Annotated in this window: 23 protein-coding genes and 2 pseudogenes; 16 read left to right on the top strand and 9 right to left on the bottom strand. The window is 62.7% G+C overall.

Features of this window, described 5'->3' with window-relative positions; genetic code table 11:
• Window positions 1-89 precede the first annotated feature (89 nt).
• Window positions 90-1,388 carry a nicotinate phosphoribosyltransferase gene (locus BKX98_RS13485; RefSeq protein ID WP_038992074.1) on the bottom strand — a complete coding sequence of 433 codons (1,299 nt, stop codon included), beginning with the start codon at window positions 1,386-1,388 and terminating at the stop codon, window positions 90-92.
• A gap of 142 nt (window positions 1,389-1,530) precedes the next feature.
• Here BKX98_RS13485 and clpS point away from each other — a divergent pair, with 142 nt between their 5' ends.
• From clpS to BKX98_RS13465, 4 genes and pseudogenes are all read left to right on the top strand, one after another.
• A complete protein-coding gene (gene clpS / locus BKX98_RS13480; protein ID WP_121866567.1) occupies window positions 1,531-1,815 on the top strand; it encodes an ATP-dependent Clp protease adapter ClpS in 285 nt (94 codons plus the stop codon).
• A 2-nt stretch (window positions 1,816-1,817) separates the two neighbouring features.
• On the top strand, window positions 1,818-2,396 hold the full coding sequence (locus BKX98_RS13475; RefSeq protein ID WP_073707632.1) for a DUF2017 domain-containing protein: 579 nt from the start codon (window positions 1,818-1,820) through the stop codon (window positions 2,394-2,396).
• Between the two features lie 4 nt (window positions 2,397-2,400).
• Window positions 2,401-3,324: a glutamate racemase gene (murI, locus tag BKX98_RS13470; protein WP_073707631.1), complete on the top strand. Its 924-nt coding sequence runs from the start codon at window positions 2,401-2,403 to the stop codon at window positions 3,322-3,324.
• Window positions 3,321-4,115: pseudogene (locus BKX98_RS13465) on the top strand (MBL fold metallo-hydrolase); the annotation flags it as partial. The gene murI and the pseudogene BKX98_RS13465, both read left to right, overlap by 4 nt.
• 324 nt (window positions 4,116-4,439) lie before the next feature.
• Here BKX98_RS13465 and BKX98_RS13460 read toward each other — a convergent pair.
• On the bottom strand, window positions 4,440-5,240 hold the full coding sequence (locus BKX98_RS13460) for an SDR family oxidoreductase (RefSeq protein WP_073707629.1): 801 nt from the start codon (window positions 5,238-5,240) through the stop codon (window positions 4,440-4,442).
• Window positions 5,241-5,422: 182 nt separating this feature from the next.
• Here BKX98_RS13460 and BKX98_RS13455 point away from each other — a divergent pair, with 182 nt between their 5' ends.
• From BKX98_RS13455 to BKX98_RS17415, 3 genes and pseudogenes are all read left to right on the top strand, one after another.
• Entirely contained in the window at window positions 5,423-6,802 is a 1,380-nt protein-coding gene (locus BKX98_RS13455; protein ID WP_073707708.1) for an aldehyde dehydrogenase family protein, read from the top strand.
• Between the two features lie 33 nt (window positions 6,803-6,835).
• Window positions 6,836-7,777 (top strand): MBL fold metallo-hydrolase, encoded by a 942-nt coding sequence (locus BKX98_RS13450; RefSeq protein WP_073707628.1) that lies wholly within the window; start codon window positions 6,836-6,838, stop codon window positions 7,775-7,777.
• Between the two features lie 146 nt (window positions 7,778-7,923).
• Window positions 7,924-8,445 (top strand): annotated as a pseudogene (locus BKX98_RS17415) (GrpB family protein).
• A gap of 643 nt (window positions 8,446-9,088) precedes the next feature.
• Here BKX98_RS17415 and BKX98_RS13435 read toward each other — a convergent pair.
• From BKX98_RS13435 to BKX98_RS13420, 4 genes are all read right to left on the bottom strand, one after another.
• The gene (locus BKX98_RS13435; RefSeq protein ID WP_038992087.1) at window positions 9,089-10,447 is read right to left on the bottom strand and encodes an MFS transporter; all 1,359 of its coding nucleotides are present in this window, start codon (window positions 10,445-10,447) and stop codon (window positions 9,089-9,091) included.
• Window positions 10,448-10,648: 201 nt separating this feature from the next.
• Window positions 10,649-11,848, bottom strand: coding sequence for a cytochrome P450 (locus tag BKX98_RS13430; RefSeq protein WP_038992088.1), 1,200 nt, complete (start codon window positions 11,846-11,848; stop codon window positions 10,649-10,651).
• Between the two features lie 11 nt (window positions 11,849-11,859).
• Complete coding sequence (locus BKX98_RS13425) at window positions 11,860-12,840, bottom strand: PDR/VanB family oxidoreductase (protein ID WP_083586907.1); 981 nt, start codon at window positions 12,838-12,840, stop codon at window positions 11,860-11,862.
• Between the two features lie 145 nt (window positions 12,841-12,985).
• Window positions 12,986-13,777, bottom strand: coding sequence for an IclR family transcriptional regulator (locus tag BKX98_RS13420; protein WP_073707626.1), 792 nt, complete (start codon window positions 13,775-13,777; stop codon window positions 12,986-12,988).
• 196 nt (window positions 13,778-13,973) lie between these two features.
• Between BKX98_RS13420 and BKX98_RS13415 the strand changes: the two genes are divergently transcribed.
• Window positions 13,974-15,287 carry an MFS transporter gene (locus tag BKX98_RS13415; protein ID WP_073707625.1) on the top strand — a complete coding sequence of 438 codons (1,314 nt, stop codon included), beginning with the start codon at window positions 13,974-13,976 and terminating at the stop codon, window positions 15,285-15,287.
• A gap of 179 nt (window positions 15,288-15,466) precedes the next feature.
• Here BKX98_RS13415 and BKX98_RS13410 read toward each other — a convergent pair whose 3' ends face one another.
• On the bottom strand, window positions 15,467-15,931 hold the full coding sequence (locus tag BKX98_RS13410; protein WP_073707624.1) for a hypothetical protein: 465 nt from the start codon (window positions 15,929-15,931) through the stop codon (window positions 15,467-15,469).
• Window positions 15,932-16,019: 88 nt separating this feature from the next.
• On the opposite strand from BKX98_RS13410, the gene BKX98_RS13405 reads away from it, so the two are divergent.
• From BKX98_RS13405 to rdgB, 3 genes are all read left to right on the top strand, one after another.
• Entirely contained in the window at window positions 16,020-16,676 is a 657-nt protein-coding gene (locus BKX98_RS13405; RefSeq protein ID WP_073707623.1) for a metalloregulator ArsR/SmtB family transcription factor, read from the top strand.
• Between the two features lie 89 nt (window positions 16,677-16,765).
• Window positions 16,766-17,500: a ribonuclease PH gene (gene rph, locus BKX98_RS13400; protein ID WP_038992098.1), complete on the top strand. Its 735-nt coding sequence runs from the start codon at window positions 16,766-16,768 to the stop codon at window positions 17,498-17,500.
• Window positions 17,497-18,129 (top strand): RdgB/HAM1 family non-canonical purine NTP pyrophosphatase, encoded by a 633-nt coding sequence (gene rdgB, locus BKX98_RS13395; RefSeq protein WP_073707622.1) that lies wholly within the window; start codon window positions 17,497-17,499, stop codon window positions 18,127-18,129. Before rph ends, rdgB begins: the two co-directional genes overlap by 4 nt.
• Before the next feature lie 63 nt (window positions 18,130-18,192).
• Here the strand turns inward: rdgB and BKX98_RS13390 are convergent, their stop codons facing one another.
• Entirely contained in the window at window positions 18,193-19,197 is a 1,005-nt protein-coding gene (locus BKX98_RS13390; protein WP_143181134.1) for an HNH endonuclease, read from the bottom strand.
• A 507-nt stretch (window positions 19,198-19,704) separates the two neighbouring features.
• Here BKX98_RS13390 and BKX98_RS13385 point away from each other — a divergent pair.
• From BKX98_RS13385 to BKX98_RS13365, 5 genes are all read left to right on the top strand, one after another.
• Window positions 19,705-20,064: a GntR family transcriptional regulator gene (locus BKX98_RS13385; protein ID WP_038992147.1), complete on the top strand. Its 360-nt coding sequence runs from the start codon at window positions 19,705-19,707 to the stop codon at window positions 20,062-20,064.
• A gap of 29 nt (window positions 20,065-20,093) precedes the next feature.
• A complete protein-coding gene (locus BKX98_RS13380; RefSeq protein WP_038992105.1) occupies window positions 20,094-21,011 on the top strand; it encodes an ABC transporter ATP-binding protein in 918 nt (305 codons plus the stop codon).
• The gene (locus tag BKX98_RS13375; RefSeq protein WP_038992107.1) at window positions 21,008-21,703 is read left to right on the top strand and encodes a hypothetical protein; all 696 of its coding nucleotides are present in this window, start codon (window positions 21,008-21,010) and stop codon (window positions 21,701-21,703) included. The genes BKX98_RS13380 and BKX98_RS13375 overlap by 4 nt, the downstream gene beginning before the upstream one ends.
• A 158-nt stretch (window positions 21,704-21,861) precedes the next feature.
• Window positions 21,862-22,359, top strand: a complete 498-nt coding sequence (locus BKX98_RS13370) for an SRPBCC domain-containing protein (RefSeq protein ID WP_073707620.1) — start codon at window positions 21,862-21,864, stop codon at window positions 22,357-22,359.
• Between the two features lie 218 nt (window positions 22,360-22,577).
• Window positions 22,578-23,579: an exonuclease domain-containing protein gene (locus BKX98_RS13365; protein ID WP_073707707.1), complete on the top strand. Its 1,002-nt coding sequence runs from the start codon at window positions 22,578-22,580 to the stop codon at window positions 23,577-23,579.
• Window positions 23,580-23,665: 86 nt separating this feature from the next.
• Here the strand turns inward: BKX98_RS13365 and BKX98_RS13360 are convergent, their stop codons facing one another.
• The gene (locus tag BKX98_RS13360) at window positions 23,666-24,604 is read right to left on the bottom strand and encodes a hypothetical protein (protein WP_143181133.1); all 939 of its coding nucleotides are present in this window, start codon (window positions 24,602-24,604) and stop codon (window positions 23,666-23,668) included.
• Window positions 24,605-24,618: the final 14 nt, after the last annotated feature.

The raw sequence follows: 24,618 nt of genomic DNA, 5'->3' as shown, positions 1-24,618 counted from the left end.
CTAGTGAATGTAGACCTTGGACAACTGCGGACCGCAGGATCCTTGAACCTGGATCCTACGTTCCGCAGCTGAGTTTTTCGTGTGTTTGTCTAGTCCTGGATCATGACGGTCGGGATGACCGGTTCGCCGCGCTGCATCTTGCGGGCCACGCCCGGCAGCTCCTGGACCGATGCGTGGTGGCGCTCGGTGGCGCGCTTGACGCCGGCAGCGCCGACATGGGCCTGGTCGATCTCGCCGTTGCGGACCAGCGGGACAACCAAGTCGCGCTCGGGGCCGCCGGTGGTGTACTCGGAGGTGGAGACGATTTCGGCGACGGCGCGGTTGCGCTCGTTGAGCTGGCGCACCGCATACTTGCGGCCGCCCACGCTGGCCTTGTTCGCCGCGGCCTTGGCCACGGGAATCCATTCGCCCGCATCGTCCTGGCGGGCCACCAGCTTGTAGACCATGGACGCGGTCGGGTGCCCGGAGCCGGTGACCAGGGCCGTGCCCACGCCGTAGGAGTCCACCGGGGCGCTGGCCAAGGCAGCGATCGCGTACTCGTCCAGGTCCGAGGTGACGGTGATCTTGGTGTTCCAGTTGCCCAAATCATCGAGCAGCTCGCGGACCCAGCCTGCCTGCTGCACCAGGTCGCCCGAGTCGAGGCGGACGCCGCCCAGCTCGGGACCGGCCACCTCGACCGCGGTGCGTACGCCGTTCTCGACGTCGTAGGTGTCGACCAGCAAGATGGTGTCCTTGCCCAGCGAGGCAACCTGCGCTTCGAAGGCGGCGCGCTCGGTGTCGTGCAGCAGGGTGAAGGAGTGGGCCGAGGTGCCAACGGTTTTCAGGCCGTAGCGTGCACCGGCTTCCAGGTTCGAGGTCGAGGAGAATCCGGCAATCATGGCGGCGCGCGCGGCGGCCACCGCTGATTCCTCATGGGTGCGGCGCGAGCCCATCTCGATGCAGGGGCGCTCGCCGGCCGAAGCGATCATGCGCGAGGCGGCCGAGGCAATGGCCGAATCATGGTTCATCGCCGAGAGCACGAACGTCTCGATGACGCAGGCTTCGGCGAAGGTCGACTCCACGGTCAGCAGCGGCGAGTTCGGGAAGTACAGCTCGCCCTCGGCATAGCCGGAGATGTTGCCGGTGAAGCGGAAGTTCTCCAGGTACTTGATGGTCTCGGCGTTGACCACCTTGTTGTCGCTGAGGAAACGCAGCTGCTCGTCATCGAAGCGGAAATCTGCCAGGCCTTCGAGCACGCGGCCAGTGCCTGCGACCACACCGTAGCGCCGGCCTTCGGGCAAGCGGCGTGCGAATGCCTCGAAGACGGATGGGCGGTGAGCTGCACCGGATTCCAGCGCTGCCTGGAGCATGGTCAGCTCATAGTGGTCGGTGAAGAGACTGGTGCGCATGTGACGCTCCTGATGATCGGAAAAGGCCTTGTGCGGTGCTGCTTGGGAAAGCAGACCCGTTTTACTGTATAACGGCTCACGCCCAAGGTGATATTTGCCGTGTCCGGTGTTGCGTTCAGCTTCCGCGCGTAAAATGGTAGCCATGACCGCAATGCCCGATGTACTTTCCGAATTTGAAACCCTGGTATCCCAAGACAAGCTATGGCGCTTGGTTGTGTGGAATGATCCAGTGAACTTGATGAGCTACGTATCCTACGTGTTCCGTTCCTACTTTGGTTTCAGCCCGGAAAAAGCTGAGAAGCTCATGCTGCAGGTGCACCATGACGGCTTCTGCACCGTGCGCAGCGGCAGCCGCGAAGCCATCGAATCCGATGTGCAGGCCATGCACGGGTTCGGACTGAACGCAACCATGACCCAGGGAGCCTGAACGTGGCCAAGGCCTTCAAGAACGGTTCCAAGGGCATTACCGGCACGCTGCATTCGCCCGAACGCAAGCTGATCCGCGAACTCTTCTCCGACGTCATCGAAATGCTCGAAGAACGTGCCCGGCTGCACCAGCTGCCCGAGGACATCGATCCGCTCTATGCCTTGACCGGCATGCGGCCCGAGTCCATGGACTTGCCTCCGATTGCCGATCCGGCACTGGCCAGGCTGCTGCCCGATGCCAGCGACGACGCCGTGGTGGCTGCCGAGCATCGCCGGCTGACCGAAGCCGATTCGATCGCGCAGAAGGTCGGCCGCCTGCGTGAAGCCCAGCTGCTGCTGGAAACCGACAGGCTCGTGCTGGACAAGGACGCCGCGGCGCGTTTCGCCCAGGCCCTGAACGACGTGCGCCTGGTGCTCGCCGAGCGCCTTCAGATCCGCAGCGAAGAGGATTCGGCCCGCGTCGCCGAGGTGCTTGATGCTTCCGAGGTGGAAACCCCCGAGGAATACATGTCCCTGGTGTACAACCTGATCTCTTGGGTGCTCGATACCTTGATGGGCGCGCTGATGGATGCGGAGTCCTGAGCCCATGAATTCCTACTTTGCCACCGGGCAGGTCTCCGCCCCGGACGCCAATACTCCCATTGGCATCTTCGATTCCGGTGTTGGCGGGCTGACCGTGGCCCGCGCGATCATCGACCAGCTGCCCGGCGAATCGCTGATCTATGTGGGGGATACCGCCAACTCTCCCTACGGTCCGCTGCCCATCGCCCAGGTGCGGGCCAACGCCCTGGGCGTCATGGACGAACTGGTGGATTCCGGGGTGAAGCTGCTGGTCATTGCCTGCAATTCGGCCTCCGCAGCGGTGCTGCGCGATGCCCGCGAACGCTACACCGCGCGCTACGGCATCCCGGTGGTCGAAGTCATCCAGCCGGCGGTCCGCCGTGCCGTGGCCGGCACGAAGAATGGCAGGATCGGCATCATCGGCACCCAGGCGACCGTGGGCTCGCGCGCCTATGAGGATGCTTTTGCCGCTGCCCCGAACCTGCAGGTATCGACCGTGGCCTGCCCGCGTTTCGTGGAGTTCGTGGAATCCGGCATCACCGCCGGCGCCGAGCTGCTGGAGATCGCGCAAGAGTATCTGGCGCCGCTGCAGGCCGCCAAGGTGGACACCCTGGTGCTGGGATGCACGCACTACCCGCTGCTCACCGGCGTGCTCTCCTACGTGATGGGGGATTCGGTCACGCTGGTGTCATCTGCAGAGGAAACGGCGAAGGACGTTTTCCGGGCGCTGACCCGGCATTCGCTGGTGCGCAACGACGGCGCCGCGGCGCGTCATGAGTTCCTCGCCACAGGCAACGCTGATAGTTTTGGTGTACTGGCTCGCCGTTTCCTCGGACCCGAGGTGCTGCAGGTGCGCCACGTGGACCATGTAGCCGCCCACTATCCGACCGGAGCCATCTCGCGGATCACTCCGCAAATGATTGCCGCGTCGAAAGCGAGTAACGAATGAAGCTGACCATCATCGGATGCACCGGGTCATTCCCAGGGCCGGGATCGCCCGCGTCCTGCTACCTGGTGACGGCCTTTGATGGTACCCGCGACTGGAAGATCCTGCTGGATCTGGGGTCCGGGGCTTTGGGCGTGCTGCAGCGCTACACCGATTTGAAAGACATCGACGGGATCATGATTTCCCATCTGCATCCCGACCACTGCATGGATTTGTGCGGTTTGCATGTGGCGATCCGCTGGGATCCCGACGGCTGGGGCCGGGAGCGGATGCTCGTGCACGGCCCGGAAGACACCGCCGAGCGCATCGAGACTGCCTACTCGCTGCCTGACGGCGACACCATGGCCAAGGACTACGACTTCCAGGTCTGGAAATCGCTGAAGCCGGTGAATATCGGACCGTTCACCATCACCCCGTACCCGGTGCGCCACCCGATCAAGGAAGCCTATGCCCTGCGCGTGGAAGCGCATGAACCGGGCCCCGACGGCGAACTGCTGACCAGCGTGCTGACCTATTCCGGGGATACCGACAGCTGCGATGGCCTGGTGGAAGCCGCCCGCGGCGCCGACATGTTCCTGTGCGAAGCGGCCTTCGAGGAAGGCCGCGATGACCACATTGACGGCGTGCACCTGACCGGGAAACGCGCTGGCGAAATGGCCGCCGCCGCCGGTGCCGAGCGCATGCTGCTCACCCACATTCCGGTATGGACCGACATCAACAAGGTGGTTGAAGAGGCCAAGGAAACCTACAGCGGCGGCATTGCCGTTGCCGTATCCGGCGTAACCTACGGCGTGTACTCCGGCAGCCTGAAGGAAGACAAGGACCCGACCCTGTTCAAGGGGGATCGCGGTACCGACTACCTGAAGACCCGCACCGGATCCATGCCGACCATCAAGTACGAGAAGACCCGCAAGTTCCCGCTGCTCAAGCGCAAGAAGTAGCAGCTGGAGTACCTTGGTTATCAGGTCCGGCCGCGCCGCACCATTTGGTGCTGCGAGGCCGGGCCTTGCACTCTGTGGCGCAGCTAGGCCGCTTCGGAAAATAACATAGCCCAGCACGAGAGCTTTCGTGCTGGGCTTTGGCCGTGATGCTAAAGGCTTACCGCCTAGCTAGGCGTTTCAGGCCTGAGTGGCGGGCACCGAGCTGCTGCGGTAGGCGACCAGACCGCCATCGACGCGCACATCGGTACCGTTAACCCATATCGGCTGGCTGGAGAGCAGGTAGGCGATGACCTCGGCAATGTCCTCGGGGGCGGCAAAGCGGCCAAGCAGTTCAGCGGCGGAATTGACCTTATCCTGGCCGTGGTCCTTCTTGAAGTCATCCAGGATCGGAGTCTGCACCGGGCCGGGGCTGACCGAGTTCACCCGCACCCGAGCGCCGACAAACTCGGCGGCCAACTGTTCGGTCAGCAATCGTACGCACTGCTTGGAGAACAGGTAGCTATTCTCCGCAATGGCGGTATCGGCCGCGGCCTGCTCCAGCGCCTGGTCCTGGTCCTCGGCCAGCGCGAAGTCGCGGCAGGCCTCGGCCACACTGCGCCAGCCAAAGGCCACCGAGGAAGCCAGATTCACCACGGAGGCGCGTTCGCCCAGCAGCGGGGCCAGGCCTCGGGTCAGTTCACGCACGGCAAAGACATTGACCGACAGCACGGTGCGCAGCGGCGCGGTGCCTGGTACCCCGGCAATATTTGCCAGGCCAGCCAAGCCCTGCGGGGCCAGTGTGGTCAGTTTCTCGATGACTGCCGAAATGCCGGCAGGGGTGGACAAGTCAGCTTGGATGAAGTCACCCGCGAAGCCAGTGGTCGCGGTGCGGTCGATGCCGATGACTGTGTAGCCGCGGGAGGCCAGTAGCGCCGCGGTGGCCGCGCCAATGCCCGAGGCGCATCCGGTCAAGGCAATGGGCAGTGAAGATGCTGACATGGGGTTCTCCTAGGATGTAGGGGGCCACCGGGCGTCGCCGGGCCGTGCTTGATAGTTAATCCTGCGTCATTGTCCAGGTGGTTCACGACACACTTTCCATCCAATGGAATCAGATCCGGTGTCGGGGCTGGACACCGGGCAAGCTGACATTAGCTAAGATTTCCCGTGAAGAGAGGGTGCTGATGAAAGTGCCAGTCTACGATGTGCTCGACCCGGCCACCCTAGAGGTCGTTGGGCAGGCCCCGGAACACACCGAAGAAGATGTGCGCCAGAGCATTGCTACGGCCAATCTCGCCGCCGCCGGCTGGGCCGCCGACCGTGAGTCCCGTCGCTCCACGCTGCGTGAAGTGGCAGCCCGTATCCGCACCCGCGCCCCACAACTAGGCCGCATCCTGTCCCTGGAACAGGGCAAGGTGCTGAGCGAAGCAATCGGCGAATTTCAAGTGGCCGCGGACCTCTTCGAATACTACGCAAACATGGACTGGGATGAGACCGAGGCACTGCCCGAACGTGCTGGTCGCAAACTGCAGGTGCAGTACCGCCCGGTCGGGCTGGTTGGCACCATCACGCCATGGAATTTCCCGATATCACTGCTCTGCGTGAAACTGGCCCCAGCCTTGGTGGCTGGGTGCACGGTGATTGCCAAGCCTTCGGCGACCACTCCGCTGTCCACTATCGCACTGGTGGAACTGGCTAACGAGCTGCTCCCCGAAGGCGTGCTGCAGGTACGCACCAGCAGCCGCCGCACGGTTAACGTGGCGCTGGCCGAGCTGCCAGAAATCCGCAAGATTTCCTTCACTGGCTCTACCGAGGTGGGCGCAGCGGTCGCCGCCGCGGCCACGTCGAGTGTCAAGCGGGTTACCCTGGAACTGGGTGGCAATGATCCGGCCATTGTGCTGGAGGACGCCGATTTGGAAGCCACCGCCCGCGGCATCGTGGGCAGTGCCTTCCGCAATGCCGGACAGGTCTGCATGGCCGTCAAGCGCGTGTACGTGCCGCGTGCAATGCAGGGGGCATTCACCGAGGTTGTGGTGGCCGAAGCGGCCAAGCTGAGCCTGGGACACGGGGTAGCCGAGGGCACCACCATGGGCCCGATGCACACCGCCAAGCAGCGCCAGAGCGTGCAGGAGATGGTCGATGCAGCGTTGAATTCCGGAGCCCGGCTGGCTGCCGGGGGAGGTACCGGTTGCGATTTGCCTGGCCACTTCATGAATCCGACGATCATCGCCAATGCGGCCGCGGGCATGGCGCTGGTTGATCAAGAACAATTTGGCAGCGCACTACCCATCATTGGATACGACAGCGTCGATGAGGCCATGGTGCAGGCGAATTCCGGGCCCTTTGGTCTGGGCGCATCGTTGTGGACTCCGGATCTGGACCGCGCTGAAGCGCTGGCCTCGAACCTAGAGGCGGGCACGGTGTGGATTAACCAGCACACCGTGGTAGAACTCGATGCGCCCTTTGGCGGGTGGAAGGCCTCGGGCACGGGCCGCGAACGCGGCCGCTGGGGCCTAGAGGAATACCTTGAACCACGCACTATCAATGCTCGAAGCCACGGCTAAGCCCCGCAAGCCACAAGAACTTTAAGGATTGAAATGAACATTTCGTCGAGCACTGAGCTCATCACGCTCGGTACCGCGGCCGGACCGGCCATCCGTGGTAAAGAAAATGGGATGGCCAGCGCCGTCGTCGTCGATGGCAAGCATTATCTGGTGGACTTCGGATTGGGCTGCGTGAGGGCCGCCCACCAGGCAGGACTGCGCGGCCAGGATCTAGTCGCCGGGTTCATCACGCACCTGCACTCCGACCACGTGGGTGAACTGCCGGCCTATCTCATGTGGAACTGGGGTGCCCCTGTGGGCGGCTTCACCACACCGGTGGGCCTCTACGGTCCGGGGAAGGACCCGAACCATGTGCGTGGCCAGCAGCTGGCCGGCACCCGCGAGCTGGTGGATCATACGCTCAAAGCCTTCTCCTACGATCTGGATATCCGCGTCACGGATGAGGCACGCCCGGTGATGAACACGTTGCTGGACGTCCAGGAGATCACGCTGCCCGCAGCGGCCGAAGGTTCCGGCAACCGCCCCTTCATCATCTACGAAGATGACCGGGTGACCGTGCGCGCGGTTCTGGTGGAGCACCCACCGGTATTCCCGGCTTTCGCCTTCCGCTTTGATACGGCCCACGGGTCGATGACCTTCTCCGGGGATACAGCAGAATGCGATGCGCTCATTGAGCTGGCACGCGGCAGCGACATTTTGGTGCATGAGGCAGTGAATCTGGAATTCTTTACCGCCATGGGCTTCAGCCCTACTTTCATCAACCACCAGCGGGAGTCGCACACTCCGCCGGAAGGTGCCGGCCGAGTGGCGCAGGCTGCCGGAGTGAAGCATTTGGTGCTCTCGCATCTGGCCGGGGTAGCAACCCCGGAAGAATGGAAGCAGCGTGCCGAAACCAGCTTCGCCGGTCAGGTCACCGTGGCGAGCAGTGGCCAGCGTTTTGCGCTCAACACATTGGCAGCGGACGTCGTCGGCTAGGAACCGTCGAAATTCTCTGAGCCCCCGGGATTTGATCCTCGAATATATTGTGGATCGAAGCCCGGGGGCGTTGTTCTGTCCCTCGGAACCCCATCGACGTGTGCTGTGACCCGGTTTGAGCGGGCAATTTGGGCGAGAATTGGATCATGCCAAGTGAGTGGTTCGATAAGCCTGGTGGGGAACCGGTGGAACTCTATGAATCTGATCCGCTGTGGCCATTGATAGCGGCTGAATGGACCAACCGAATCCAAAGCAACATTCTTCCTACGCTTGCGCGAGTAGAACATGTAGGGTCAACATCGATCCCCGGCCTGATCGCCAAGCCCGTACTTGACTTGCAAATAGCTGTGCCAGATTTAAACGATGAAGCGGCCTACCGTACTGGTCTTGAATCCTTAGGCCTCGTGCTTCGGCAACGCGAACCTGACCACCGGTTCTTTCGGCCACCAGCCGGTGAACCTCGCCTCGTGCACGTACACGTCTGCGAACAATGATCGGTTTGGGAACACGGCGTACTGCGTTTCCGGGACAGGCTCCGAGTCGATCCGAAGCTTGCCGCCGAATATGCCACGCTTAAGCTCGGACTCGCTGACCGTTTCGGCACTCACCGGCTTAACTACAACAACGGAAAAGCTCAATTTATCTCGCGCGTCATGGCTGGCGAGTAGTTGCTGCGAAGATGTTGACTCTGGAGGCGTTTCCCTGCTGGTCATCCAAGATGTACGTTATATTCGTCTGTAATTTGGTCGTTCACCGGGACATCCGCCCTAATGACTTGGCTAGCAAGCCATTTCCATATTCATAAGCAAGAGAGGCATCCCGTATACCCGCCCGCAAAGCTGGCCGGTGAACGTGCCGTATGCGGACGCGAAAAACGACCGTTACATAACAATGGGTGTCAATCAGAGGTTGGCATACGTGGCTTCGCTTGCAGGGCAATAAGAAATTGCCTCGTGCTCCGATTCGTGCCACTCATTGCAAACACGGATCTCCGGCTCTCCGTCGTTTTTTCAGGGGCGCGCTCCGGGTGTATTCTCACGACGTGCATTCCGGGCACCATACAACCCTGAGATCCATCGCACGCGTGCCATATTCTTCCATTTTCTCCACTTTCTAGCGCTCCATCACCAATATTTTCAGCTTCTCCCGATAAAGCCGTTCGGATACGTTCCAGGATGCGACCTGCTACGCCAAAGGGAGTAACCCCAGCGCAAAGCGGAAGAGTCAGTGCACAAAAACACCACTGGCGCCCTACCCGACAAGGGTGGAGCGCCAGTGGCATCATTGTGCGGCGCGAAGCCGGAGTGCAGCTTAGAGCTGCAGCCCCAATTTCTTGCGGTCGCGCTGCTGGTTGATGCCGAAACAGGCGATGATGCCGGCAATGGTGATCATGATGCCGGTAAGCCAGAAAGCCTGCTCGTATCCGATTGCCGGGGTCGCTGCGGCGCTGACCATGGCACCGACCACGGCCGGGGCGAACAGGCCGCCAGCGGTTAGGAAGGCGTTGGTAATCTGCAGCAGGGCCCCACGCTGGGCGATGTTGGTGGTTTCCGCGGCGACCAGGTAAGTAAGAGCGAACAAGGCCGGGGCGGTACCGAAACCGAAGGTGAAGAAGGTCAGCGCCGCGCCCTGCGAGTCGGCGGCGGTACCCAGCAGCACCATCACGCCAGAGAACACAGCCGACCCGCCGAGAACCAGACCACGGGAGATGCGGGTGTTCAGGCCACGGTTCCCGAGCACCTGAGTAAGCCAGGACAGGCCCACGGTGGAGATCGCACCCCAGATGGCCGGCAAGGCGATTAGCGAGCCGCCCTGCTGGGTGCTGGTGCCCATCACAGTCTCGAAGTAGGCAGGCAGCCAGGTCATTGCGACGGTGAAGGTCCAGTAGCCCAGGAAGGAGCAGAGCACTGCCAGCAACCAGCTGGGGGTGAGGAATGACTTCAGATAAGGAACCTTGGAGTCGGCCGCCACGGCGGTGGCGCCTTCCAACGGGCTGGTGCCTTCGATTTCGTGTTCGGCTTGCACCGAGGTGTAGGGGCCTTCCTTGCCGATGAACAGCCACAGAACGGACCAGACTACACCAACCAAGGCGACGAAGATGAAGGCTGACTTCCAGCCGAACTCGGAGGTCACCCAGGCGATGACCGGGGCGAAAGCCACCACGCCGAGGGTCACCCCGGCCGAGGCCACTGCAGCCGGGGTGGCCGAACGGCGCATCGGGAACCACTTGTAGACCGCGTGCATGGTGATCGGGGCCAGCGGGCCCTCGCCGGCGCCGAGCAGCAAGCGGCTGAACCACAGTGCGGGAAGCGACGCGAAGACGATGACCGGGACCTGCGCGATGGACCAGACGAGGCACAGCGCCAGCAGGATCCACTTGGCTTGGACGCGGTTGGCGATCGGTGCGGCCACGAACTGGGCGACACCGAAGAGGGCGAACACGGCGCTGCCAAGCAGACCGAATTGGGCCGGGGTAATGCCCAGATCCTCCATGAGCGGAACGGCCACGATACCCAAGATGGCCTTGTCGGCCCAGCTGACCATCATCAAGATGAGCAGCATGATGGTGACTGTCCAGCCGTAGGCGGTGCGTTTGCGGCTGGTCCACGTGGCGGGGTTGGAACGCTGAGACTTGCTGGGCACCGGTGGTGCCGGAGTGGTCTGTGTCATTGGTATTCCCAGGTGTTTTCGGGCGGCGTCATTGCCGGGTACGAATGCCGAAGGTGGCGTGTGTTCACCCTAAGTAGTTGTGACAGGGTGCATTAGATGGAATTCTCCGCCGGCGAGCAGGTGGTGCGGGCGGAGAATTCCTTGACAAGCGCGGTGTTTCGCGGGCTTCAAGGTGTCGACTCCAGGGAGCCGACGGCGGTATTAGCGTGCCGGAGTAATAGTTACCGGAAGCGATTCGAAACCGCGCAACACATTGTGGATGATCGGTACGGCCGGGCCGGCAGGGGCGATGGTTTCCACCCGTTCCAGCAGTGCTTGGAGCACGATTTCCATTTCCAGGCGGGCAATGGGTTGGCCCACGCACTGGTGCAGCCCCATACCAAAGGCCACGTGGCCAGAGGAGGAGCGATCGAAACTGAACTTATCGGCGTCCGGTCCCCACTTCTGCGGGTCGCGGTTGGCTGCACCGAGGAAGACCAGCACCTTGGTACCGGCTGGCAGGTGTACCCCGCCCAGTTCGGTATCCACCGAGACGGTGCGGTGGAACTTCTGGAAGGGTGATTCCAAACGCAGGGCCTCATCGATGGCGAACTTGGCCAGGTTTGGTTGGCGGCGTAGTTCGGCCCAGGCTTCGGGTTCCTTGGCGAGTACCGAGAGGGTGTTGCCAATGCCGAAGATGGTGGTGTCCACTCCGGCCGATAGCAAGGCGCGCACCAGCAAGGTGGCTTGCTGCTCGGTGATCAGCCCGTCGGCAACGCGGTCCCAGATCTGTTTGCCAAAGCCTGTGTCGTTCAGCGATTCGCGCTCGCAGGCAGCCATGACCACCTTGGAGTGCACATCGGCTTCGGCGAAGGCCTGTTGGAAAATGTAGTTCTCCGGGCCGAAGGCGTTGAAGACCATGTTCCCATAGGGCAGCAGATGCTCGCGCCCTTCCTCTGGGATGCCTACCGCGTCGGGGAAGACCCTAATCGGATACTTTTCAGCTAGGTCGGTGACCGCGTCGAAGCCACTGCGGGTAGCCAGTTCATCGGTCAGTTCTAGAGCTGGGGGAGTGAAGGGGCCGCGCAGCGCGCGCACGGTGCCCGGGTTGATGACCCCGGTCAGCGCGCGGCGCATGAGGGTGTGGATCGGCGGGTCGGATTCCAGGATGCTTGGTGGACGCCAGGCTTCATCCTTGCGGATATCCCGGGGACCCAGGCCGCCGGCGGAGGAGTAGGTTTCGAAGTCAGTGAGGACCTCGTAGACCTGCTCGTATCCGGTGACGGCGTAGCTGCCGGTGGCTTCCAGATAGCTTACCGGGCCGGCCTCGCGCAGTCGATCAAGAAACGGGTAGGGGTCGGAGATGGCGGCAACGTCGAAGGGGTCTTCCTGGAAGACCGTAGGTTGAGTGCGCAAAGACATGGTGGGCTTCCTTAGAGTTCGAGGACGAGTTTGGAACAACCGGCAGCGGCGCGGGATACGCAGACCATCATGACCTCGTTAGCGTCCTTATCGGCCTGGGAAAGGGCGGCGTCGCGATGTTCGGGCTCGCCAGAGATGATGCGGGTTTCGCAGGTGCCACAGAGTCCGGCCCGGCAGCTGGATAGGACTCGGGCGCCGACCTGTTCGACGGCTTCGAGGATGGTCTGGTCGGACTCCACGGTGAGCGTGGTGCCGGTGAGGGACAGTTCCACCTCGAATGGTTCGGAGCTGCCGCCCACGCCGAGGCTGTCGGCGGCGAAGCGTTCGGTGTGCAGGGCACCCGGAGGCCAGCCCATGCAGAAGTCTTCCACTGCACCGAGCATGCCGCCTGGGCCGCAGGCGTAGACCAGCATATGGGCGCGGGGCAGACCCAGGATCTGGCTCAAATCCAGACGACCCGATTCATCCTCGGCCACAATGCGAACCTTGTTGTTGCCGAATTCGGCTTCAAGTGCTTGGGCGAACGCCATGGTGTTGCGGGATCGGCCACCGTAGTAGAGTACCCATTCGCGGCCTGCGGCCTCGGCAGCGCGCATCATCGGGATGATCGGGGTGATGCCAATGCCGCCGGCAAGAAAGAGGTACTTGCGCGAATCAATAAGCGGAAAGTTATTGCGTGGTGCGGAGATGCGCAGTTCGGAACCGGCGCTCAGGCGATCGTGCACCCAAGCGGAGCCGCCACGGGAATCCGGGGTGCGCAGTACGCCAATGCGCAGGGTGGACAGGTCCTCGGTGTCCGAGCACAGCGAATATTGCCGGGTGAGATCGTCGGTGAGGTGCACGTCGATGTGCGAGCCTGGGGCCCAGCTGGGGAAGTTCTGCCCATCGGCGCGACGCAGCACCAAGGAGGCGACGCCGTCCGCGGGATACTCTACGGCGTCGATCACCGTATTGATGATGGCCGGTGCCTGAATGGGCGCAGTGATAGTCATGCTCTACCGCTCCTGAATGCAGTGGTTGCGAGGTGGCCGACCCCACAGGGTCGGTGCGTGAATCCAGCGTAGGTGGAGCTGGTCACACTTAAGCGATTGTTTTCCATCCAATGGAAATCTCTGTGGGCTAAGGTGTGCAGTCTACTTAGCTCTCGGTGGACATGCTTAGGCGGCGGGCAATACTGCGTGCCGCGATACGCAAGACGGGCACCACCGCACCCACGGAGGCCGGACGCTCCAGAGTCACAACTCCCAGTGCCGCGAGGCAGCGGCCATTGAGCGAAATCACCGGCACTGCGACCCCATAGTTCTGTGCGCCTGCCTCTTGGCTGGTAGTGGCGTAGCCATCTTCGCGAACCTTGGCGATTTCGCGGCGCAGCTGCTGGGGGGCCGTGATGGTGTGCTCGGTCAGTTGGGTGAGGCTGGCCATGCCTGCCTCTAATACATCAGATTCGCCAAATGCCATCATGACCTTGCCCGCGGCCGAGGCGTGGAGAGGGAGGTGTTCACCGACGCGCCGGAATGGGGCTCCCACCCGGGTGCCCGACATGCGTTCGAGAAGCAAAACCTGATCGTTGTCCAATATGAACAGGTTCACGACGTTCTGGGTCACGAATAGGACATCTTGCATATAGGGCGCGGCCAATTCGGCGAAGCCTTGGTGGGCAGGTGCCAGCAGTCCCAGTTGCCAGATCCGGTGGCCAATGAGGTAATCCTGGCCGGAGCGCTGCAGCGCACCCCAACTGACTAATTCGCCGGTGAGACGGTGTGCAGTGGCCACCGGCAGGCCGGCCCGAGAGGCCATGTCGCTCAGGGTGAGTCGCGGGTGTTCGGAGTCAAAAGTGCCTAAGAGTGCGAGAGCGCGCGAAGTTACCGACTGTCCTGTTGGGGCGCTGGTGGTGCTGTCACGTTTGAGCCGTGGTTTCGGATTGGCGATGGGAATGCTCCATGGTTCAAGACTTCTTCGGACTCATCAGCATAGGCATTGGGCGGTCACCCTCGGCAATAGATGACCCGGTGTTTCCATTGGATGAAATCCTAGGAGCAGAATCCAACGAGCTGGGAAAGCCTTGGTGATTAGCATTAACCCACCTTCCGGCGCTTGGCGCCGTGCTCAGAAAGCCCTATTGCATATGTCTTGTCCTGTTCCACGTCCCACAGTCGTCGCCGGCGCGGTCGAAGCGACCGAAGCGCATGCACCGCACGCTCAGGGACGCGGTCCAGGGGTGGCGGCGGGGCGCTGGATGATCGTGGTCGGTGTGGGAGTAGTTGCAGCGATGAACATCTGGAAACTGCCGTTGGCGCTGCAACGATTGGAAGCCGAACTGGGCTTTGGGTTGGTGTTCTCCGGACTTCTCTTGGGGGTTATCCAGGTGGCGAGCATGCTCGGTGGCTTGCTGGTTGCCTGGGGTGGGGAGCGTTTCGGCTTGCGCCGGTTGCTGATGCTCGGATTGATTTTGCTGGCGCTTGGCTCGGCTGGTGGTGCGGTGTCACCGAACCCCGGATTATTGCTTGGCACGCGCATGGTCGAAGGCATCGGGTTTCTGCTGTGCACGGTGCTGGCCCCGGCCTTGATCCGTGTGATTTGCCGCCCGGCCGATCTTGATCGGGCCATGGGTGCTTGGGGGTCCTTCCAGGGCATCGCGATCATGCTCTCCTTCAGCGGCGGGATCTTGGCCTTGCAGGTGCTGCAGTGGCGTGCTTTGTGGCTGCTGATGGCGCTGCTGGCCGTCGGTATGCTGTGGCCATTGGCTCGGTGGGTGCCGGCCGGCCCGGTGGAGCGGGGCATTGACGGGCGCGGTTCCTTGCGCAAAATTCTGCTGACCATCAAGGTATTGCCGCCGTGGATGGCAGGACTGGCCTTTGCCTGTTACACAGTGCAGTGGATGGCCGTGATGGGCTTTTTGCCGCGCATTTATGCCGCCTATGGATTGGAAGCACTGCCGGCAGGGTTGCTCTCGGCGCTTGTGGGTGGCCTCAACATTATCGGTGCCTGGATCTCGGCGGCCTGGTTGCAGCGCGGACGCGGCGCCACCGGAATCCTGCTTTTGTGCTTTGCGGTCATGGCCGTTTCTTCGGTGGGGCTCTTCGCTGTGCCGTGGATGCAGCTGCCGCGCGGGATCGTCGGGGCGCTGGCTTGCGCCTCGGTGTTCTCGCTCATTGGCGGGATCGCACCGGCCGCGCTGAGCAGGGTGGCCGTGGATCTGGCACCGCCTGGCGGGGCGGTGAGCGCAGTGATTGGGCTGATGCAGCAGCTGTTTAATGTGGGCAACTTCCTCGGCCCTTTCCTGCTGGCCTGGATTGCGGTGCAGGTCGGCGGTTGGCAGGCTTCCTGGGTGATGACCTGCGGCTTCTGTGCCCTGGGGATGGGCGCGACGCTGGCGTTACACGTGCGCACGCGATCAGTGAATCCCTCACTCGCTTCGCAAGTGGTTCGCCATCAGTAGTTCCTTGGAGCGCTGTGAACACTGGCGAATGAAGAAGGTCTTCGGCAGGAAGCGGGATTCCAAGCTCAATATCATGCGCTTAATGGGACACGGCCGATGCAACGCCTGCTTGATCAGGCTGTTGCAACGACCGTTTGAAGCCAAGCAGTTCCCGGTGCTTTGCTCTGTACTGCAGCGGATCAGCGGGTGCCGTGCTTGGCGCCCCACGGTTTGTCGTACTTGCTGGCCAGCCGGGTCAGCGCCAGTGCGGCAACGAGCAGGCCGACGTCGCGCAGGGCGACATCGAGGAAGATGCCCATCGAGACCAGATTGATGATGATGCCCAACAGCCACAGGGCGAGCACATAGCTCGCATAGCGCGGCTTGATGATCATCGATGCGGCGGCGACCAGTTCCACCACGCCAACCACGTGCATGACGGTTTGCGCGGAGAACGGCAGGATGGCAATGACCCACGGGGCCAGGTAGTCCGGCCAGTAGGTCATCATGTTCGCGAACTTGTCCAGTCCCATGAGCAGGGGCAGGACGACAAATCCAATGCGCAGGATCCAGAATGCGCTCAACGACGGGTCGGTGCTGACCCGTTCAGCTGTTGTTGCCCGGATGTGCGAGAGCGGATGCTTCTCGCTCCATGAGGCGCTCATGGCGATCACCCTCCAAAGATTTGAACGTATACCCAGAATTCGCCTCCCGGACCTATTTGTCAAGATCTATTGTTGATAGAATTTGGCCATGTCGAGAAAACTGAACTTGCACCAAGATGCGGTCATCAAATCGCTCAACGATCCGGTGCGGCGCCAGCTGTTCGAGTTCATTTCGCAAAGCACGCAACCGGTAGGACGCGAGGCGGCAGCCAAGGCCGCGGGAATCAGCCGGACCCTGGCGGCCTACCACCTGGACCGGCTGGCCACCGCAGGATTGCTGGCCGTGACCTTCGCCCGGCCTGAAGGAAGAACCGGGCCCGGCGCCGGGCGCACGGCCAAGCTCTACGCGCTCGCCCAATCCGAAGTGTCGGTGAGCCTGCCAGCGCGCAACTACCGGCTGCTGGGCAGCTTGCTGGCCCAGGCGGCCAGCGCCGACACCTCGGGGGCCGTGCTCGCTGCGCTGCATCAGGCAGCACGCGGCGAAGGCAGGAAACTCGGCCAGGGCGGCGACGGGCTCGTGCCGCTGCTCGATGAGCTGGGCTATGAGCCCGAAGTGGATGAGCACGGGGAAATATCCATGCGGAACTGCCCATTCCACCAGGTCGCCCAGCAGCAAACCGAAATGGTCTGCTCGATGAACTACGAACTGGTTTCCGGCGTCCTGGAAGGTTGCCAGCTGGACTGCGGCAGGGCCGAGCTGAGCCCGCAATCTGGCCGGTGCTGCGTCGTGGTGCATCCGCACTAGCGGCCGCGAACGGCCCACGAGGTGCATTTCACCGTAACGCGCGGCGCCGCCCGTGCGGATCGCGGGGCGCACGTGGTTAGGATGGAACCATGACTTTACGCGCTGACGGCCGAGGAGCCGCGCAACTTCGAGACATCACCATCACCCGCGGCTGGTCCGCTCAGGCCGAAGGCTCGGCCCTGATCGAATTCGGCAACACCCGCGTGCTGTGCACCGCTTCCTTCACCGAGGGTGTGCCGCGCTGGCTCAAGGGCGAAGGCACCGGCTGGGTCACCGCTGAATACGCGATGCTCCCGCGTGCCACCAACACCCGCAACTCCCGTGAATCGGTCAAGGGCAAGCTCTCCGGCCGCACCCACGAAATCTCCCGCCTGATCGGCCGCTCCCTGCGTGCCGTGGTGGATACCAAGGCGCTGGGCGAAAACACCATCGTGCTGGACTGCGATGTCCTGCAGGCCGACGGCGGCACCCGCACGGCAGCGATCACCGGCGCCTACGTGGCGCTGGCGGAAGCAATCTCCTGGGCCCGTTCGCAGGGCATCGTGAAGCCCGGCGCCAAGGTGCTGACCGACTCGGTGGCAGCAATCTCGGTGGGCATCATCGACGGCACCCCGATGCTGGATCTGCCCTACGAGGAAGACGTCCGCGCCGAAACCGACATGAACGTCGTGGTCACCGGATCCGGCGACTTCGTCGAGGTCCAGGGCACCGCCGAGGGCGTGCCCTTCAAACGCGAAGAACTGGACGCCCTGCTGGATCTGGCTCTGGGCGGCACCAACGAGCTGGCCGAAATCCAGCGCGAGACCCTGAACAGCACCAAATGAGCAAGCCGGTACTTGTCCTCGCCTCGCGCAACCAGGGCAAGCTGCGCGAATTGCGCGAACTGCTGCGCGGAAAGGTGCCGGGCCTGGACGTCGACACCCAGGTCATCGACGCCGCCACCGCGGGAGCTCCCGACCCGGTCGAGGACCAGGTCAGCTTCGCCGGCAACGCGCTGAAGAAGGCCCGCGAGATCTCGGCATCCACCGGACTGGTGGCGCTCGCCGATGATTCCGGCCTGAGCGTTGATGTGCTCGGGGGAGCGCCGGGCATCTTCTCGGCCCGCTGGTCCGGAGTGCACGGCAACGACGAGGCGAATATCGATCTGCTGCTCGGCCAGCTTGGCGATATAGCCGCCGAGCATCGCGGAGCGCAGTTCGTCTGCGCCGCGGCGCTGGCTGCCCCAGGCGGAGCCGAGCACGTGGAACTCGGCACGGTCGAGGGCGTGCTGCGCACCGAGCGGGCCGGAGAGCATGGCTTCGGCTATGATCCGATCTTCGAACCTGCGGGGGCCGGCAAGTCCATGGCCGAGCACACTCCGGAGGAAAAGAACGCGATCTCGCATCGCGCTCGCGCCTTCGCCGCCTTGCTGCCTAGCATCATCGACGAGGTGACCAAGGCCCTGGCCAAGTAGCACCAAGGCAAGGACAGCAGAACGCCGGCACATCCAATTCAGGATGTGCCGGCGTTCTTGTGCTCAGCGCTGCAGGTTCTGCCCGTATATTGCCCAGGCCTGGTGCGGCCGGTCATCGAATTCGGCCACCAGGTACTGGGTTTCGCAGGCGCGGCACTCCCATTGCGATGGAGGCCCGAAAGGCATCATGCATCCAGCGGTGACGAATTCATCATCATCTGGCCCGAAACTGGGCATGCCCCAGATGACCTTCCGCGGATTGCGTTCCCCGCAGGCGGGGCAGGCAGGTTTCGCGTAGTTGCGCAGCTGCTGCAAGGTTGGCTGGTGGGCCATCTGGTGGCAGTCGCCGCACAGCAGCACCAGCTCATCCACGTGGTCCTGGATCTCCCAGCGCAGGCCGTCCTGATGGACCTGCGGCAGGTGGATCTGTGGGCGGACAGAGATGTCCCGCTCGCAAATTTCGCAGGCCAGCGGCTGGCCCGGCGCGCTGCGCTGGAGAATGGCAGCAACGCCCAGCACCCGGTTGGCCTTGGCCGGCTTCGACGGCGAGCATGCGCCCGCGGTGACGAAGATCGGGCGCGGGCGTTGGAGCAGCTCCCGGATGCCGTCCAGAATCTTATCGGCCAGCGGATCGTCCAGGTACCGCGAACGCCGTGGCAGCTTCTCGCCGATCATGGACTCGATGTCGGCCACCGAAATGGGATCAGTGAAGGTCGCCAATGCAGTGAAAGTGAGCTTTCCGGGTTCCTCCGAACTGGCGATTTCCAAGGTGGCAATCAAGGCCGGAGTGCTCTCCAATGCCGTCAGGATCAGATCTCCCGCTTGCATGGTTTCCGGCAAATTCCAGAGGTAATTCTGGTCCACCTGCCCCAGAGCTGCAGCTGATTCCAGGGGCTTGGCCTGTCGGCACCAGTAGACCGACTGGCCTGGTTCGCGGACCAGCAATCCGGGTTTCACTGCCCCAAAGTTCGGACGGCGCAGGGGATAGTCGTCGATGATGCAGCTGGGACGGTGCCCGGCATAAGCGCGTTCGGTCTGGATCCTGGTGATCAGTTCACGTCGGCTCATACGCGCAATGTCTTCACCGCTGCAATCGGGGAAGCACGCCTTGAACAGCTCGAGCAGAACTTGGCGGTCCAGCGCTCCAAGAAGCTGATCTGGTATCTCAAGTCGGTTGAAATCTTCTTGCATGGTCCCTCCCATAAAAGCCTGCAACACGAGGAGGGCTGTTGGCCTCCAAGTGCGCGATCGCAATTTTCCGAACCGAACCTGGCCAATTTTTCGCTGCCCGCGCTCGTGTTCCACGGTTTCGGGCTGGGCGTACAACTCTCCCGGTCGGGCGGTTTCCAATCAGGGCTTCACCACTGTGAACGCAGCATCGATGGTGCGCGTGCAGGGCTACCTTTCTTGGCAAGTCCCAGCTTAGATGCCGTGGCGGACAGTATGGAGCCCCTAATTTCCACGGGAATTCTGCCGCTCCGTACTTGCGCAGAACTTCCCGAGGTTCTATGGTTAGTTACATGAGTAACTAACCCACTAACTAACCTGGTGGGGATGAGCACGGAGGGAGCCAGCATGATTGATGATTCAAAACCGATCTTCATGCAAATTGCTGAGCTGATTGAGAACGACATCATCTCTGGTGTTCTGGCGGAAGAAGCGCAAGTTCCATCAACCAATGAATTCGCAGCGTTCTACCGGATTAATCCGGCCACCGCAGCCAAGGGAATCAACCGGCTCGTGGAAGATGGGCTGCTCTACAAGAAACGGGGAATCGGCATGTTCGTCACCGAAGGAGCACCGCAGCGGCTGCGAGCGCAACGCCGCGAGAAATTCCAGCAGCAATTCATCGCGCCATTGACCGCAGAAGCTTCCAAGCTGGGCATTGGCGTGGATGAGCTGGTCGCCATGATCAAGACCGGCTCGGAATCTTGAAACATCTCTACAGCACAGGGAGGAACGACATGCCACGCACGACAGCAATCGCCACACGCGAACTGAGCAAGACCTACAAGGACGTGAAAGCGCTCGACAACGTCACCCTGGATCTGGAGCCGGATCGGATCTACGGGCTGCTTGGACGCAACGGAGCCGGCAAGACCACGCTGATGTCCATCCTGACCGGGCAGAACTATGCAGACCACGGCACCGCCGAAATCTTCGGCCACGCCCCGTTCGAGCATGATCCGACGCTTTCGCGCATCTGCTTCATCCGCGAATCACAGAAATATCCCGATGATTTCAAGGTCCACCAGGCATTCGAATCCGCAGCCCTGTTCTTCGAGAACTGGGACGAGGATCTGGCCCAGGAGCTCGTCGAAGCATTCGCGCTGCCGATTAAGCGGAGGATCAAGAAGCTCTCCCGCGGGCAGCTGTCCGCCGTTGGCGTCATCATCGGCATGGCCTCGCGGGCCGACATCACCTTCTTCGATGAGCCCTACCTCGGCCTGGACGCGGTAGCCCGGCAGATCTTCTACGACCGCCTTGTCGAAGACTTCGCTGAATACCCACGCACCATCGTGCTCTCCAGCCACCTGATCGACGAAGTCGCCAACCTTCTCGAACACGTCATCGTGATCGACAAGGGGCAAATCGTCATCGACTCGGATGCCGAAGAGCTGCGCGGCACGGCGGTCACTGTCACGGGTGACGCCGCCAAGGTCCAGGAATTCATCGGCGCCGCGCAGGTATTGCATCGCGATGCGCTCGGCGCCCTGGCCAGCGTCACGATCAAGGCCAAGCTGGATGCGGACCAGCGCGAGCAGGCGAAACTTATGGGCCTGGACCTGAGCCCCGTGTCGCTGCAGCAACTAGTGGTGCGCAGCGCATTGAGCGGCACCACGGCACAAAGGACAGAAGAACGGACGGAGGCAAGAAAATGAACCGCGTCATCAAAGTTGCCCGCATGCAACTGATCAACAAGGGCACCTTCATCGGAATTCCGCTGATCATCCTGGGTGCATCATTCCTCTTCACCCTGGCCATCTGGTGGCTGGTCAGGCGCAACGGCGGAGACGGGGCAATGTACGGCGGCGGCGCCCAAGCGCCCATGTGGTACTTCCTGGCCCTGGGAATCCAGTCGCTGACGTTGACCTTCCCGTTCTCCATGGCCATGAGCATTTCGCGGCGAACCTTCTATCTGGGCACCGTGGCACTGTTCTCCGTATGCGCGCTGGCGCTCTCGGTGTTCTACTACCTGATGGGACTGCTGGAAGTTGCTACCGATGGTTGGGGCATGGGCGGACAGTTCTTTGCGCTGCAATGGATTGCGGATAACAACTGGCTGGTCCAGATCCTGTTCTACTTTGTGCTGATGGTGCTGCTGTTCATGATCGGATTCCTGGCAGCGACCATCTACATGAGATGGCGCACCACTGGCATGGTGGCATTCTTCATCTGCTTGGGTGTGCTGGTGCTGGGGATCATCGCCCTGTTCACCTTCACCAACTCCTGGGGCGAGTTCTGGAGCTGGGCACTGACCTGGACCGCCGCTGGGGTGACCTTGTGGGGCGGTATTGTCGCCCTGCTGATGGCTGGCGGCTCCTATCTCACCTTGCGCAAGGCTACCGCATAGCCCGTCTGCTGGCCGGGTCCAAGATCATGAAATGAGCGCTGGCTTCTTTTCCATTTGGGAGGGAAGCCAGCGCTTTTTGCTATTCTTCAATCACTGCCGGCGAAGGCGTTGGAATAGCCAGTGCCGCGGTGGCAGTGGAGCAACCCAGGAGTACAGCCATGAGCGCTACGCCCACCGGAAACCGCACCGCGCACGGCGCGCTGGAATTGCGCCGCGTGTTCACTGAATCACCGGACAGGATCTGGCGCTATCTGGCCGATTCCGAGTACTTGGCGCTCTGGTTCGGATCCTGGCACGGGGATCCAAAAAGCGGCGCCGTCGAGGTAGTGCTGCTGGCCGAAGAGGAAGCGCCCGCCGAACGCGTGGAGATCTTGCAGTGCGATCCGCGCACGCGACAGCTGCAGGTGCGCACTGGAACCGGCGATTCGGCTTGGCAGCTGGAGCTGAAGGTAGAGGCATCTTGCCAGGGCAGCTGCCTGGTCTTCCAGATGCCGGGGCTTGACCCGCAGCAGGCCGGGTCCATCGGGCCGGGCTGGGAGTTCTACCTTGATCGGCTGGCCGCGGCGGTGGACGGAACCGACGTGGCGAGCGTAGTCTTCGAGCCCGATTACTATCCGGCGCTCAGCGAGTACTACGAGAAATTGTTCCGCAGCTGACTTCCGGGCATACCAAAAGCGAGGTTGCCGGTTTCGCATGTGAGATGCCCGGCCTCTGGCTTGCGCCGCGCGGGCCGGCGATCACTTGATATCCACAGGTCAATTCCGGGACTGCAGTGAATTGCCACCACGGTATCGCCCTGCGAAAACCCCGCCGGGCACGGCGCGCGCGTCACACCCATGCCGGTGCCAGCGATAAAGCGAGTAAGCTATTGGGCGTGGCATTGGACTTCACAGCAGTAGATTTTGAGACAGCAAACGGTTTTATCGGCTCCGCCTGCTCGGTGGGCCTGGTCAAGGTGCGCTCCGGGAAAATCGTCGAAACCGAGCAGTGGCTCATGCAACCGCCGGCCGGATTCGACCACTTCGACCCGCGCAATGTCTCGATCCACCACATCACCCCCGACATGGTGAGTGCGGCGCCACGGGTTACCGACAAGATTCCGCAGCTGCTGGAATTCATCGGATCCGATGTGCTGGTGGCCCACAATTCATCTTTCGATTCGGGCGTGATCCGCGCGGCCAGCGAGGCCGGCGAAGTCGCCGTGCCGGAAATCGCGCACCTGTGCACCGTTAAGCTCTCCCGCAAGGCCTACGACCTGCCCAGCTACTCGCTGCCGTTCGTTGCCGAAGAAGCCGGGCACCCGATCGAGAACCACCACGAAGCGCTGGCCGACGCCGAGGCCTGCGCGTGGGCGATGATCGACATGTCCCTGCGCAGCGCACAGCCCTCGGTGCTGGATACGGCAGACCACTATGGCGTCCGGCTGAGCCTGACCCAGGCCTGGCAGCCAGGCGACGAACTGTCCCGCGCCACCCGCGACGCGCAGGGTTGGCTGGCCGCAGGCAACCCGCTGCCGCCGCAGGATGCCTTCAACAACTGGCCGCAAGAAGGCCCGAACCCCAAGCCGAGCGAGAACGCGGATCCAAGCCACCCGCTGTTCGGCCAGATCATGGTGTTCACCGGCAACCTGTCCATGCCGCGCCCCAAGGCCAAGGAATTGGCGGCCGAGCACGGAGCGCAGACCGCCTCGCGGGTCACCCGCGCTACCACCGCGCTGGTGGTCGGCGACGGCTTCGTCCCGGAGGACCTGGCCACCGGGCGGCTGACCAACAAGGCCAAGCACGTGCTGCGGCTGCGCGAAAAGGGCCAGCGGGTCAGCATCATCTCCGAAGGAGAATTCATGCAGATGGTGGGCGGCTTCGGGCTGACTGCCTAGCAGCCAAGAAAAGCAGAAAAGAAACCTCCGGCCGGCACAGATCGCTCTGTGCCGGCCGGAGGTTTGTCATGCTCCCCTTCGGGCGCCTAGACGAGCAGCGCCATCCAGCGGTCATGCAGCTCGGAGATGATGTCATCCAGCGCGCTAGCGGGGCGCTCGCCGACAGCTTCGGTGCCGTAGACGGCGGCCAGCAGCGCAACAGCGTAGGCATCCACCTCGGGATCCCTCACGGCTGCTTCCTCGGCGGCAGCCGCCGGGGCTGCTTCCACGTCCGATGCGCCGTCCGCTTCGGCCGCCTGCTCGCCGAAGTAGGCGTCATAGGCTTCCGGTCCGGACAGCGAGATGTTCTCGCCGATCTTGGTGGCGACCTCGCGCAGCGCATCGGCCGACGGGCCTTCGAGGCCATCGAGCAGCGCGGCCCATTCTCCGGCAGATGCCTCGGAGCGTTCCATGGCCGAGCGGATGATCTTCGCCGCGGCCACGGCGGTCTTGGCCGCCTGGGCGTCGTGGGTGAGGAAGGCCGCCGAACGGGCCAGCGTCTCGGTGGTGCCCAGCGGGACCCGGGCCAGCAGCGCGGTCACCGCGGCGCGCGGCAGCACGCCGGTGGAGTCGGCGCCGGCACCGGTTGGACGCCCGGGCTGCCCCATGTCGGAGCTGTCCAGGCCGGCCAGGTTCTGCGGATCTCCGTCGTGGATCTTCTCGAAGATCTCGACGTTGGAAAATTCCTTGTCGATCCAGCGGCCCAGCGGTTCAGGGGTACGGTCCGGGAAGGAACCGGTGATCTTGCGGTAGCCGCGCAGGGCGGCAAGCCACATGCAGGCCGCTTCGTCGCTGGCTACACCGTCATGGGCCCATTCCAGCGCTTCGAGCAGGCCGTCGGCCAGGTAGAGCGGGAGGATTTCGGTGGCTCCGGGATCAATGTCGTCACGGGCGTGGGTTGCGCCATCGGCCAGGCCGAGGAGGATCGCAAACACCTTGTCTGAGTAGTTCTCTGGCAGGAGTGCAGTTTCACCGGTTTCATTCACAACCCCCATTCTAA

This window comes from Glutamicibacter sp. 0426 (genome assembly GCF_001906485.1).
In the GTDB taxonomy this organism is placed as follows: Bacteria; Actinomycetota; Actinomycetes; order Actinomycetales; family Micrococcaceae; genus Glutamicibacter; species Glutamicibacter nicotianae.
Note: the sequence above shows the minus strand (reverse complement) of the source record. Positions and strands in the feature narration are given on the sequence as shown.